Below are 13,538 nucleotides of genomic sequence, written 5' to 3' on the forward strand. Positions count from 1 at the left end.
CTCCCTCTCCCTCGGGAGAGGGCTGGGGTGAGGGGCGAATCCACCGCAAATCCCAAGCCATGCGACGCTTCTAACCACTCAACAATGAGCGTTAGCTCGAGTGCTGTTGATCTTGATCTTGATCTTGCGTCACCGGCGACATCGGAAGGCTGAGTGGAGGGATTGATCCGGGCGTGGGAGCGCAGCGACCGTCTGGAGCAGCCAGACACAGCGGAAGGAGGTGCAGCGCAGCAAACCGTAGCCGCTGCGCCCGGATCGATCCCGGAGCGAAGGAACCCGAGCCTGCGAGGGCCGAACGCAGGAGCAAGCGTTTTGGGTTACCTTTTTGGCGTTTGAAAAAGGTGACTCGCCGTAAGGGCGAAACCGCCAGCCGCAGCACCCGCATCAACGGATATGCCCCCATTCATCCAGAAACGCAAAGCCTCAGCCAGGCCGAATATCCAGCGGCGCCGCCATGAACTGACTGATCCTCGACCTGAGCCACTTCTCCGCCGGGTCATTGTCATGCACCCCACTCCAGGCCATCGACAACTGCGCCGCATCGATCGGAAACGGCGGATCTTCCGCACGCAGCGCACAACCCTCAACCAAGGCGCAGGCAGCATAATCCGGCACAGTGGCAATCATCTCGGTGCCAGCGAGCAAAGCGCGCAGACCACTGAATTGCGGCACACCGAGAACCACCCGGCGACAGCGGCCGATCTTCGCCAGATCCAGATCGATATTGCCGCTCAGGTCACCCGAGAACGACACCATCGCATGCGGACGCTCGCAATATTCGTCCAGCGTCAGCGGCCCAGGACGGTCATCACCGCGCAATACCTTGCAGGGAATGTCGCGCAGCTTCTTGCGCTTGGCATTGGCCGGCAGATCCGTGGTGTAGCTCACGCCCACGGAGATTTCCCCGGAGGCCAGCAGCGCTGGCATCAGTAGATAGTTGGCGCGGCGCACGACCACGACAATCCCCGGCGCTTCCTGCTGAAGCTGGCGCAGCAGCGGCGGAAACAGACCGAACTCGGCGTCGTCCGAGAGGCCGATGCGAAACACGTCGCAACTGCTCGCCGGCTCGAACTCCTTGGCCCGGCTGACCGCCCCGGAAATCACATCCATCGCCGGTTGCAGTTCCTTGAGAATCGCCAGCGCCCGTGCGGTCGGCTCCATGCTACGTCCATTGCGCAACAGCAACGGATCGTCGAACAGGTCGCGCAAACGGCCGAGCGCCGCACTGACCGCAGGCTGGCCCATGAACAGTTTTTCGGCGACGCGGGTCAGGTTCTTCTCGAACATCAGCGCTTCGAAAATCACCAGCAGGTTCATGTCGACGCGACGCAGATCGTTACGGTTCATGGGCATGTCGTCCTTATCAATGTCAGCCGTTCAAGCGGATCGGCGCTACGCACTTTACTCGATCAACGGCACTTTGGCCGCGCGTTTGTAAGGGCCGTACTCCACCGGCACCCACTGGAAATGTTTGCCTTCAGCGGTGATGTGGCCGATCCCCGGGAATGGCAGATGCGCGGCGGTGACCCACGTCTTGCTCGCCGCCGCCGCGCTGAACACGGCCTGCCGGCTATTGATCGCCTGCTGGCTGTTGACGTCGAAGCCGATTGACACTTCCGGATGCAGGAATTGCACCGCGAGGTTGTGCACCAGATCGCCCATGAACACGATGCTCTGCTTCTGCGAGGTGAAACGATAAGTGGTGCTGCCCGGCGTATGCCCGGCTTCGAGCGTCGCTTCGACCACGCCCGGCAGCGGCGACTCGCCTGCGCTGAAGGTCTTGAAACGTCCGGCGGCAACGTAAGCGGCGGTGGATTGCTGGGCAATCTTGAAGAACGCCTTGGCGCCGGCCGGGGCCTTGGCCAGTGCGGCAGGATCGAGCCAGTAATCGGCTTCAGCCTTGGCCGCGTACACCGTGGCGTTGTTGAACAATGCCTGCTGTTGCCCGTCGACCAGACCGCAGACGTGATCCAGGTGCAGGTGCGTCAGCAGAATCGTATCGACCTGCTCCGGCTTGTAGCCGGCCGCCTGCAGGTTGCTCAGCAGCTGGCCAGCGGTGGCGCCAATGCATTGGCCGGCGCCGCTGTCGACCAGAATCAGTTGCTTGCCGGTATTGACCAGAAAGGCGTTGAACGCGGTCTGCACGCCCGGCGTTTCAATCGAACGGCGCGCCAGCAGCGCACGAATCTGGCTCTGACTCATGCCTTGCAGCAGCTTGGGCGACAAGTCGTTGTAGCCGTCGAACAACGCCGTGACTTCGTAGTCCCCCACCGCCAGGCGGAAATAACCCGGCGCCTGCGTGCCCACTTGTGGCGCTTGCGCCATCGCGCAGGACATCGCCAGTGCGGTCGTTAACGTTGTCGCGGCTTTGAACATGCTTTTCATCAAACGCTCCTGAACCTGCCCGATTGCGGCGCCCCTCTCGGTTCGCCTCGCTGGTCCTGATCGTCGCGCAAAACGCCCGGCGCAGACTTGCAAGCATGTGCTGAGTTCCAGTCCATGCGCGGCAATTAACAACGATTAACTCGTCAGCCTGGCGCCTGCGCTGAACAATGCCGTCACTCGCACAGCGTTGTTTTTTGACCTGACGGGATGCGCCTTTCGTGCATTCCCCATCGACACGGACCTTGGCCATGGCTCAATTGCAACCCACCGTCGCCCTCGCCCCTGCCCGCCAACCGGATACGCCCGCTATCGGCGGGCTCAGTCCGCAACGCGAACGGCTGGTCAAACAACTGATCCTCGAACGCCTCGGTGACAGCCTGGAAGTGGCCGAACTGGCCCGCGCCTGTTCGCTGTCGCGCAGTCACTTTTCCCGCGCCTTCAAGTGCAGCACCGGGCTTTCGCCGCAGGACTGGATTCGCACCCAGCGCATCGCCCGCGCGAAATTGCTGATCCAGCACACCGATCTGAGCCTGACCCACATCAGTCTGGAATGCGGCTTTTGCGATCAGGCGCATTTCTGTCACATGTTCACCCGCAGCGAAGGCATCAATCCGTTCGCCTGGCGCTGCCAGATCATGCGCGAACCGCGGCCTCTGCGCTCACAGCCCGGCGTACTTTGATTGAGGCCACCGTTGCACCGATGCGCGAACCTGAGGATCATGCCCAGACACCCGAACCAGAGAGCCCGCGCCTGCGTGCGCGATGGGTCGGTACCGTCCGTCGCAGCGCCGCAGGAGTGAACTGTTGAGTCTTCCCCGAATCAGGCCATCGGTTTTGGCCCCTATCGGATTCATCCCGGACAACGCCGCGTATTCGAAGGCGAGCAACCGCTGCGTCTGGGCCGACGGGCGATGGATATTCTGCTGATTCTGCTGGCGCAGGCCGGCGAAGTGGTGAGCAAGCAGGAACTGATGGCCGGGGTCTGGCCGGACAGTGTGGTCGAAGAAATCAATTTGCGTGTGCACATGGCGGCATTGCGCAAGGCGCTCGGTGACGGTCAGGCCGGGCAGCGTTACATCGTCACGGTGGCGCAGCGAGGCTACAGTTTTGTCGCGCCGCTCCTGCTGCATTCCATGGAGGAGCGTCCTTTGGACGATGCCGGCGGTCGCCACAATCTGCCCTTGCGGCGCACACGCATGATCGGCCGCCAGCCATTGGTCGACAGCCTGATGAATGAGCTGCCGCGCCGACGCTGCATCACCTTGGTCGGCCCTGGCGGGATCGGCAAAACCACCGTGGCGCTGCGCGTCGCTGAACAACTGATCGGCTTTTACCGCGACGGTATTCGCCTGGTGGATCTGGCGCCGCTCAACGATCCCGCGCTGATCGGCTCGCACCTCGCCGCTCTGCTTGATCTGGTGCTGCCTGAAGGTGACTCGCTGACAGCACTGATCAATGCCCTGCAACAGCGGCAGATGCTGTTGCTGCTCGACAACTGTGAACACCTGATCGATGCCGTCGCGACCCTCAGCGAAAGCATTCTGCGCGGCGCACCCAAAGTACACATCCTCGCCACCAGCCGCGAAAGCCTGCGGGCTGAAGGGGAATATGTTCAGCGTCTGGATGCCCTCGCCTACCCGTCGATGAGTACGATGCTGAGTCGTGGACAGATACTCGAATTTTCGGCGCTGCAACTGTTCATCGAGCGAGCCACAGCCGCCCAGGAAAGTTTCGAGCTGAGCGATCCCCAACTGCCGCAGGTGATCGAGATCTGCCACCGGCTGGACGGTATGCCACTGGCGCTGGAACTGGCCGCCGCGCAGGTCGCCGAGCTTGGTCTCGACGGCCTGCTCGGACAGTTGCAGGGTCGCCTGCCGGCGTTGGGCAAAGGCCGACAGAGCAGCCATGAGCGCCACCTCACACTGCGCGCCACACTGGACTGGAGTTTCAATCTGCTGGAGCGTTGCGAGCAGACCTGCCTGCGGCGTCTGGCGGTTTTTCGCGGCGGGTTTACCCTGGAGTCGGCGGCGGCCGTGATCGTCGGTGAGCAGATCGACCCCAGCGTGGTGTTCGTCTCGATCACCCAATTGGTGGCCAAATCCTTGCTCAGCGTCGAGGTCGGCGATGAACAGGTGTTCTATCGCCTGCTCGACACGACCCGCCGCTATGCGCTGGAAAAACTCGAACAGGCTGCTGAATTCGATGACACCCGTGACCGTCATGCCGAGCGCTGCCTGGCGCTGATGCAGCAAGCGAAAAGCGAATGGGAACATACCCCAACGGCACTGTGGATCGAACGCTACGCCCGTGGGCTCGAAGATTTGCGCGCGGCGCTGGAGTGGAGCCTGCATGGGGTCGGCTCCGGGGGTTGGGGATTCGTCTGGCGGCGGCCTCGGCGCCGTTGTGGCAAGAATTGTCGCTGCTCAAGGAATATGGCGGCTATGTGCGCCGGGCGCTAAGCCTGTTCGATGAACGGAACGAGCCTTGCCCGCGGCTGCATATCACGCTGAAACTGGCCCTGGGCAGTGCCTGCTACCACACCTGGGGCGGCACCGCCGAAACCATCGACGCCTTTGCCCAGGCGCAGCAACTGGCGCAGGCGCACAACGACGTTGCTGGCCAGTTGCGTGCGGTGTCTGGGCACATGGCGGTCAACCTCAGTTGCGGGCATTACCGCCTAGCGCTGGCGCAGAGCGAGCAGTTCGACCGCCTCGGCCTGCACGGCGATCCGTTGCTGTCACTGAGCACGCACCGCTTGCGCGTGCTGGCGCTGCATTACGCCGGCGACCAGACGCAGGCGCGCACACATGCCGAGCAGGTCCTGCAGCGCATGGCGCACAGCGGAAACGTCAACCGCTTCACCCACGGCTTTGGTGTGCAATACGACCAGAGTGTCGCCTCGCTAACGGTACTGGCGCGGGTACTGTGGATGCAGGGTCTGCCCCAGCAGGCGTGGCGTGCGGCGCGGCAGGCGCTGGACATTGCCGTGCAGATCGACCATGGCACCTCGATCTGTTACACCCTGGCCTTGGCCAGTTGCCCGATCGCTCATTACAACGGCGATCAACAAAACGCCCGCATGCTGTTGCGCCTGCTGCTGGAGCAATCGCAGAAGCATTCGGTGCTGTTGTTCAATCATTGGGGTCGGCACTACGCGCAGGTGATTGATGCAGACGTCATCGTCCAGCGGCCGGCGGAGAGCGGCGGGTTGATCGGTGAAATGATGGTCACGCTGGATCCGCGTTTCGTCGACGATGCGTTGCTGCAGCGGGCATTGAGTGGCGAGGCGGGATGGAGCACGGCGGAGATCTTGCGCGCTCAGGCGCAGGCATTGCTGCTGGAAGGTTCTGGAAACGCCTCAGATCCCTGTGGGAGCTGGCTTGCCAGCGATGGCGTCCTGTCAGACAGCAGCAATATCAAGCAAGCCGAACACCTCCTGCAACAAGCCCTGACCACCGCCCGCGCCCAGGGCGCCCTCGCCTGGGAACTGCGCAGCGCCACATCACTGGCGCAACTCTGGCAACGCCAGTCGCGCGGTCATCAAGCACTGAATCTGCTGCGTCCTGTCCTCGAGCGGTTCAGCGAAGGCCACGCGACCCCGGATCTGCGTAAAGCGTGCGGGTTGGTCGAGGCCCTAAGTGAAGACACGCACGCCTGAGACGCGGCGTAACTGATCAACGTGGCGCGCATACCGGCGCTCAAGTTCGACCTCTTCCCCGCTGCGCTCAAGCTGCTCGCGAGCATAACGTCGAGTGGTGTTGAGCATTCGGTAGCGGCAAGCGCTGCCGCTGCCCTCCTCCATCAACAGCGATTTGTGCGCCAGACTTCTGATGATGGCGGCCAGGCGCAACGAGGCCAGTTGCGTGCAACTGACCACCGCAAGAGCCGCTTCCAAGGTGAAAGGCATCTTGAACACCGACAAGCGCTGCAATACGCGCTGCTCCGACTCACTCAACCGCCGATAACTGCAATCCAGCGCAGCCTGCATCGACTGGTGGCGTGGCACGGCGGTGCGCCGGCCGTGGCTGAGCACTTGCAAGCCGTTGGCCACATGCGCCTGCAACCCGACCAGGCCCAGCGCATCGATCTGTGCCACCGCCAGTTCGATCGCCAGTGGCAAACCGTCGAGTTGCCGGCAAATTTCGCGCAGCGGTTGCACATCCTGAGTACGCAACTGGAAATCATGCTGGCGCGCCCGCGCGCGACTGACGAACAACTGCACCGCCGGACAGCCCATGGCCTCGGCGACATCATCGACCGCCACAGGCTTTGGCATGCTCAAGGGTGGCAGTTGCTTGAGCACTTCACCGCTGACCTGCAAGGGCTCACGGCTGGTAACCAGAATGGACACACGTGGCGCCGCGCCAGACAGGCTTTCGATCAATGCCTTGCAGGCTGCGTGCTGATGCTCGGCGTTGTCGAGCACCAGCAAGGCATGCCGTTCGCACAGCCCGGCCAGATCGCTGTCGAGCCGGTGCAGGCAATGCTCCAGCAATGAACTGTTGTCGCTGACCTGCGCTAGATCGACATACCAGACGCCATGGCGAAAATACTGCACCAACAGTTCCGCTACCCGCAGGGCCACGGTGGACTTGCCCACGCCGGTCGGGCCGGCAATGGTCAGCAGGCGACACGCTGGCATGAGTCGCATCAGACTGCCCACCAGCGCATCGCGACCGATCACCGGGGTCAGCCGCGCCGGCAGGTTGTGCAGTGGCGGTGGCGGATTGGCGGGGGCTGGGGTGTTGCACTGTCGCGATGCACCGGGGCGATAAAGCTGTAGCCGCATTGCGGCACGTTGACGATGTAACGTTGACCGTTGCCACCGTCTCCCAAGGCGCGCCGCAGTGCCGCGATGTGCACGCGCAGGTTGATTTCCTCGACCACCGAGGTCGGCCACACCTGGGCGATCAATTGCTCTTTGGTGACCACCCGACCGGCGCGCTCGACCAGCACCTGCAAGATGTCCAGCGCACGACTGCCCACGCGCACCGGCTGATCCCCGTTGAGTATCAGTCGTTGTCGCACATGGAAGGTATAAGGGCCGAAACGCAGCACTGACACCGGGTTGAAATCATCGAGGCTGTTCATGCCAACCATCTTGGCAGCGTTCGATGACGCGACAATGGCGACACGGGGCGCAACACGGACATACCGAGGCGCCAGACGGACAGAAACGCTCTAGCTGAACTGTTCGCGGTATTGCGCCGGGGTCAGGCCGAGCTTTTCAGCGAACAGTGACCGCATGTGCCGAACGCTGCCGAAACCGCTTTTGTAGGCCACGGTCTTGAGCGGTAACTCACTGGTTTCCAAAAGATTTCGTGCACAGTCGACGCGGGCGCTTTGCAGAAACTCCATCGGCGTCATGTTGATTTCCCGGGCGAACACCCGGGCGAAGTGGCGCGCGCTCATATTGGCGATGGCGGCCATGCGTTCGACCGTAAACGCTTCGTCGAGATGCTCCAGTACGTAGCTCTGCGCACGAGTGATCGGCGTTTCCTGCGGCGCCACGGCCGCCATCAATGGGCTGAACTGCGCCTGCCCGCCCTGCCGCTTCATCACCACCAGTAGAACTTTGGCCACATCCTGGGCGAGCTTCTTGCCGTGATCGCGGGCCACCACGGCCAGCGCCATATCGATACCTGCGGTGACACCGCCCGATGTGATCAGGTTGCGATCTTCGATATAGATCTGATCGGTGGCGACATCGGCCTTGGGAAACGCCCGGATCAGTCGCTCGGTGTAATTCCAGTGAGTGGTGACTTGATAGCCGTCAAGCAGACCGGCATGCCCCAACACAAAAGCGCCAGTGCAAATCGAACCGTAATACTCGGCCCGCTGCACGGCGCCCTTGAGCCAGGCGAACAAGGCAGGAAACTGCTGGTTGTAGGCGCCGGGGCCGCCGGGCACGAGCAACAGGTCATAGCGCTCGGTGTCTTCGTCGATTGTCCGGTCGGCCTGCACCATCACGCCGTTGGATGCCCGCAACGCGCCGGGCTCAGTCCCCAGAGTGACCAATTGATAGTGCGCATCGGGTTTGAGGTAGCGGTTGGCAACCGCAAATACCTCCAGCGGCCCGGCCATGTCGAGCAGGAGAAAGTCGGGAAACAGCACCATTGCCACGGTTTTCATGGGAGCACGTCACTTCAATCAGAGAACTTGAGACAGGCTGGACATTATGACCAAGCGAGGCTTTTCAGGCGCGAAAAAATGTGTGAGCGGCCTCGCACAACTGTCAACCTGATCAGGACAGTCTTTCAATTTTCATCTACTTATTGGATTTCACGGTTAACAGTAACCTTCTCCTCACTCGGACGAATTCACGTCCCGCCAGGAGATTTTAATCATGCTGACCCTTCGCAAAGCCTCCGATCGTGGCCTCGCCAATCATGGCTGGTTGAAGTCGTTTCACACCTTTTCCTTCGCCAGCTACCGCAACCCTCGTGAACAGGGTTTCTCCGACCTGCTGGTGATCAATGACGACCGCGTTGCCGCTGGCAAAGGTTTCGGCCAGCACCCGCACCGCGACATGGAGATTTTTTCCTACGTGCTGGAAGGTGCGCTGGAACACAAGGACACGCTGGGCACCGGCTCGGTCATCCGCCCGGGCGACGTGCAACTGATGAGCGCCGGCAGCGGCGTGGCGCACAGCGAGTTCAACCATTCGGCCACCAAGCCTGTGCATTTCCTGCAGATCTGGATCGTGCCGGAAGTCAGCGGCGCCAAACCGCGCTATCAGCAGGAGCATTTCACCGCGCAGAAAAAACGCGGTCGCCTGCAATTGATCATCTCGCCAGACGGCAAGGACGGCTCGCTGAAAGTGCGCCAGGACGCCCGAGTGTACGCCGGACTGTTCGACGGCGAAGAAAGCGCCACGCTGAAACTGCCGGCCGACCGCTACGCTTATGTGCATGTTGCACGCGGCAGTGTTGAACTCAATGGCCAGCCATTGCAGGAAGGCGATGGTGTGCGGGTTCGCGAAGAACAATTGCTGACCTTGAGCAACGGTGTCGATGCCGAGGTGCTGGTGTTTGACTTGCGTCCGCAGGAATTGCCGCAGATGCCATGACGCAGGGCTTCTGCACCTTATGAGAACGGCCTTCCGATGAAGGCCGTTTTTTATTCGGGTGATTTGCTCCACGGCAGCATCGGCGGTATGGGCACGGTGAACTCCTTGCCCGCCTGAATCGCCGCCAACGTCGTCTGGACCGCTGCGTAGGTGTTGGCCTGATTGGCATAACAGGCACCGACGACGATGGCGACCAGCCCCACCAACTGCACGGCGGCCGCTGCCCAGACATTGGCTTTCGTCGTGCTCGCTTGCCTGATGGCTTCTTTCGATTCCTGTGCAATGTTCTGGATTGCTGAAGACATTAATTCGAAGCGTTTATCTCGTTCTGACTGGGCTCTGTCTCGCTCCGACTGCGCCCTGTCCATCTCTGACCGAATCCGGGAGTCTGCCTTGTCCCGCTCGGCCTGAGCCGCCAGAAACGCATCAATACGCATCGATACGCCTTCCATCCGCGCATCCATCCTTGCTTCTATGGTCTCGATCCTGGCATCGAATTCTTCGCGGCTTATGCTGCTCATGGTGTGCGTGTTCCGGCTGTCGTTGAATGGATCACTGTCTGAATATTGCCTCAATTCCCTGGCTTTCAATTCGTCACCTTTGGCGCTTACCGAGACCTTCCGTGGTCGATCGTTTCAGTGCGAGCCCTGTGACTCTCACCGGACTGTGGAAACGATAGAGCTGTTAGCCGATGCTCACAAGCCGGCCGATTCGGCCTGGTTTGTAGGCGTTTTCGTCAGCCCACGTAGCCTCCTCAAAGCAGCCTTGAGGTCATTGATTTTCCGGCGCAAACGCTTCGACTATCTGCTCGATTACCGCCCTCACCCGCGCCGTGTGGCGCAAATCCGCATGAGTCACCAGCCACACGTCGTACGGCAGCGGTCGCGTGCGTTGTGGCCACAACCTGATCAGGCCATCGCGTTCGCCCATGTATACCGGGATTTCTCCTACACCCAGACCCGCCGCAATCGAGCGGCGCACCAGCAAACTGGAGCTGAGGCTGGCGACAATTCGCCCGCGACTCAACGGTTCGGAGACCAGCGTCAGGTCTTTCTTGCTTTGCAGATACGGTTGATAGACCACCAGATCATGACCTTCGAACGCCGTGTCTGGCTGCGGTGAGCCATTGGCATCGATGTAGGCTTGCGAAGCGAACAGGCCCACCGGCCAGCGGGCGATGCGTCGGGCGATCAGGTCGGGGTTGTCCGGCCGGGTATTGCGCACGGCGATATCGGCTTCGCGCTTGGCCAGGCTGAGAATCTGTGTGGACGCATCCAGTTGCACGCGCACATCCGGATGTTGGGCATGCAAGCGCGCCATGGCCGGAACCAGGAAATCGATGGCCAGCGAATCGGTGGTGCTGACTCGCACGGTGCCGGTCAGGCGATCATCCAGGCCCTCGATCTGTCGCTGCAGATCCAGCGCCGACTGCTCCATTTTCTCCACACTCTTGAGCGCCGCTTCGCCGACCGCAGTCAATGCGTAACCGTCGGAAGTACGCAGGAACAGCGTTGCACTGAGGGTCTTTTCCAGCGCCGTGATACGCCGCCCGACAGTCGCCTGATCCACACCCAGTACTCGCGCCGCGCCGCGCAGCGTCGACTCACGGCAAACCGCCAGAAACACTCGTGCGTCATCCCAATTCATGTTTCCCCCACAATGCAAAAATGCATCAGCGCGCCGCTTAATCGCTGCACTGATGCAGCGACGATAGCGGATATGCTCAATGGCATAAACCTTTCTTGAGATCGCTGTCATGCGTACTTCAACCTCCTCCGGCATCTGGATGCCGATCTTCGCCGGACTCTGTGCCAGCCTTGTCAGCATTGGCCTGGCGCGCTTCGCCTACACCCCGTTGATTCCTTCGCTGATTGAAGCCCGCTGGTTCAGCGCCAATGATGTGGTCTACCTCGGCGCGGCCAATCTGGTCGGCTACCTTATCGGCGCCCTGATCGGTCGGCCGACGGCGCGCCAGCTCGGTAACAAAAATGCCTTGCGGCTGATGATGCTGGTGGTCACGGCAGCGTTTTTCGCCTGCGCATTCCCGTTGTCGGTGAGCTGGTTCTTCGGCTGGCGGCTGCTGTCGGGCATTGCCGGTGGCGCAATCATGGTGCTGGTGGCTGCAACCGTTCTGCCGCATGTGCCGGCAGCACGCAAAGGATTGGCCAGTGGCGCGATCTTCCTCGGCATCGGCCTCGGCATCGCTGGCTCCGGGACGTTGGTGCCGCCGCTGTTGAGCTTGGGCTTGCAGGCAACATGGCTGGGCCTTGGCGCTTTGGCACTGGTGCTGACCGCACTGAGCTGGTTCGGCTGGCCAGACGACTTTGCCCATCCGCCAGTGACACATGAAGCGACGGGAGTAGAGTCGACACCGCGCGCGGTGTATCTGTTGTTCGCCCAGTACGCGTTCATGGCCGCAGGTCTGGTGCCGGCGATGGTGTTCCTGGTGGATTACGTGGCGCGTGGTCTTGGCGCCGGCGCGCACACCGGTGCGCTGATCTGGGTGATGTACGGTCTGGGCGCGATTGTCGGGCCGGTGAGTTATGGTTTTCTTGCCGATCACCTGGGCGCGCGCGCTGGCATTCGTATGGTGCTGGTGGTGCAAGCAATTGCTCTCGGTTTGCTCGCAGTATCTCACTCGTTTCTGGTACTGGCGTTGCTGGCGGTGATTCTCGGTTCCTTTCCGCCGGGGATCGTGCCGCTGGCCCTGGCGCGGGTGCATGAGCTGGTGCCGGAGCATCATCGTCAGCAGATTGCCTGGAGCCGCGCCACCGTGTCGTTCGCCACGTTTCAAGCCTTGGCCGGGTTTGCCTATTCGGCATTGTTCAACGCCAGTGGCGGTCATCACACATTGTTGTTCGTGGTCGCCGCAGGCGCGATCGTTGTGGCGCTACTGCTGGAACAAGCCATGAGATGGCTGCCCGCCCCGATTGAACCACGCCGTTGCGCAAATTGAGGGGAATCATTGCCCACCCGGCAAGCTCCCATTACAGAACGTATCCAACAGGAGTCGACATGTCCCTGCCCAATGAAATGAACCGTATCGAAATCACCGAACCTGGTGGGCCGGAAGTCTTGCAGGCCAAGCGCGTGCCGCTGCCGGTCGCTGCCGCCGGCGAAGTGCTGATTCGCGTGCATGCCGCCGGTATCAATCGCCCGGACGCGTTGCAGCGTGCCGGCAAATACCCGATGAAACCCGGCATGAACCCGATTCCAGGCCTGGAAGTCGCCGGCGAAGTCGTCGCGCTTGGCCAAGGTGTCAAGCAGTTCGCCATCGGTGACCGCGTCTGCGCGCTGACCAATGGTGGCGGCTATGCCGAATACTGTGCAGTTCCAGCCGGCCAGACGCTGCCGATCCCCGCCGGCCTCGACTGGGTGCATGCTGCGGCCATTCCGGAAACCTTCTTCACCGTCTGGGCCAACCTGTTCGGCCTTGGCGGCGCGAGTCGTGGGCAGCGCGTGCTGATTCACGGTGGCACCAGCGGTATCGGCACTACCGCGCTGATGCTGTGCCGCGAGTTCGGTATTGAAGCATTCGCCACCGCCGGCAGCCCGGACAAATGCGCAGCGATTCGCGATCTGGGTGGCGAAGCGATCAACTATCGCGATGAGGATTTCGCGGCAGTCATCGCCGAGAAGACCGACAACCACGGGGTCAACGTCATTCTCGACATCATGGGCGGTTCGTACCTCAACAGTAATGTCAGTGCGCTGGCGATGGACGGCCGACTGGTGATGCTCGGTTTCCTCGGCGGCGCGCGGGCCAATGACTTTGATCTGCTGGCAATGATGGCCAAACGCGCGGTGATCACTGGCTCTCTCTTGCGCGCCCGCACTGCTGCCGAAAAAGCCGCCATTGCCGATCAACTGCGTGAGCATGTCTGGCCAGCGCTGGCTGCCGGACGCTGTCTGCCGATGATCGATAAGGTCTACCCGCTCTCCGACGCGGCGAAGGCCCACGCTCATATGGAGGCAGGTGACCATATCGGCAAGATCGCGCTGCAGGTGAGTTGAGCCATCGCAGCATTTTGTAATCAATGCCGCCGGACAGCGGTCGAAAAAATCACGCGCAGACCTGAGCATC

Annotated in this window: 9 protein-coding genes and 2 pseudogenes; 5 read left to right on the forward strand and 6 right to left on the reverse strand. The window is 61.6% G+C overall.

Annotated elements, in window-relative coordinates:
- Window positions 1-423 precede the first annotated feature (423 nt).
- Both M0746_RS14665 and M0746_RS14670 read right to left on the reverse strand, forming a co-directional pair.
- Window positions 424-1,347, reverse strand: coding sequence for a LysR family transcriptional regulator (locus M0746_RS14665; RefSeq protein ID WP_208937977.1), 924 nt, complete (start codon window positions 1,345-1,347; stop codon window positions 424-426).
- Window positions 1,348-1,401: 54 nt separating this feature from the next.
- Window positions 1,402-2,385, reverse strand: coding sequence for an MBL fold metallo-hydrolase (locus tag M0746_RS14670; protein WP_446731273.1), 984 nt, complete (start codon window positions 2,383-2,385; stop codon window positions 1,402-1,404).
- Between the two features lie 248 nt (window positions 2,386-2,633).
- Between M0746_RS14670 and M0746_RS14675 the strand changes: the two genes are divergently transcribed.
- Window positions 2,634-3,065: a helix-turn-helix domain-containing protein gene (locus M0746_RS14675; RefSeq protein ID WP_258449700.1), complete on the forward strand. Its 432-nt coding sequence runs from the start codon at window positions 2,634-2,636 to the stop codon at window positions 3,063-3,065.
- A gap of 147 nt (window positions 3,066-3,212) precedes the next feature.
- A pseudogene (locus M0746_RS14680) lies at window positions 3,213-6,043 on the forward strand (ATP-binding protein).
- Here M0746_RS14680 and M0746_RS14685 read toward each other — a convergent pair.
- Together M0746_RS14685 and M0746_RS14690 are read right to left on the reverse strand one after the other, a co-directional pair.
- Window positions 6,020-7,476 (reverse strand): annotated as a pseudogene (locus M0746_RS14685) (ATP-binding protein). The pseudogenes M0746_RS14680 and M0746_RS14685 overlap by 24 nt on opposite strands.
- A gap of 90 nt (window positions 7,477-7,566) precedes the next feature.
- Window positions 7,567-8,517, reverse strand: a complete 951-nt coding sequence (locus tag M0746_RS14690; RefSeq protein ID WP_090282694.1) for a GlxA family transcriptional regulator — start codon at window positions 8,515-8,517, stop codon at window positions 7,567-7,569.
- A gap of 214 nt (window positions 8,518-8,731) precedes the next feature.
- Here M0746_RS14690 and M0746_RS14695 point away from each other — a divergent pair, with 214 nt between their 5' ends.
- Window positions 8,732-9,454 (forward strand): pirin family protein, encoded by a 723-nt coding sequence (locus M0746_RS14695; protein ID WP_208937983.1) that lies wholly within the window; start codon window positions 8,732-8,734, stop codon window positions 9,452-9,454.
- Between the two features lie 50 nt (window positions 9,455-9,504).
- Here M0746_RS14695 and M0746_RS14700 read toward each other — a convergent pair whose 3' ends face one another.
- Window positions 9,505-9,975 carry a hypothetical protein gene (locus M0746_RS14700; RefSeq protein ID WP_090282692.1) on the reverse strand — a complete coding sequence of 157 codons (471 nt, stop codon included), beginning with the start codon at window positions 9,973-9,975 and terminating at the stop codon, window positions 9,505-9,507.
- 250 nt (window positions 9,976-10,225) lie between these two features.
- Complete coding sequence (locus M0746_RS14705; RefSeq protein WP_258449701.1) at window positions 10,226-11,101, reverse strand: LysR family transcriptional regulator; 876 nt, start codon at window positions 11,099-11,101, stop codon at window positions 10,226-10,228.
- A 109-nt stretch (window positions 11,102-11,210) separates the two neighbouring features.
- Here M0746_RS14705 and M0746_RS14710 point away from each other — a divergent pair, with 109 nt between their 5' ends.
- Together M0746_RS14710 and M0746_RS14715 are read left to right on the forward strand one after the other, a co-directional pair.
- On the forward strand, window positions 11,211-12,410 hold the full coding sequence (locus tag M0746_RS14710; protein WP_258449702.1) for an MFS transporter: 1,200 nt from the start codon (window positions 11,211-11,213) through the stop codon (window positions 12,408-12,410).
- A gap of 59 nt (window positions 12,411-12,469) precedes the next feature.
- Entirely contained in the window at window positions 12,470-13,468 is a 999-nt protein-coding gene (locus M0746_RS14715; protein ID WP_258449703.1) for an NAD(P)H-quinone oxidoreductase, read from the forward strand.
- Window positions 13,469-13,538: the final 70 nt, after the last annotated feature.

It is taken from the genome of Pseudomonas sp. S11P7, from assembly GCF_023195435.1.
Classification (GTDB): Bacteria; Pseudomonadota; Gammaproteobacteria; order Pseudomonadales; family Pseudomonadaceae; genus Aquipseudomonas; species Aquipseudomonas fluorescens_G.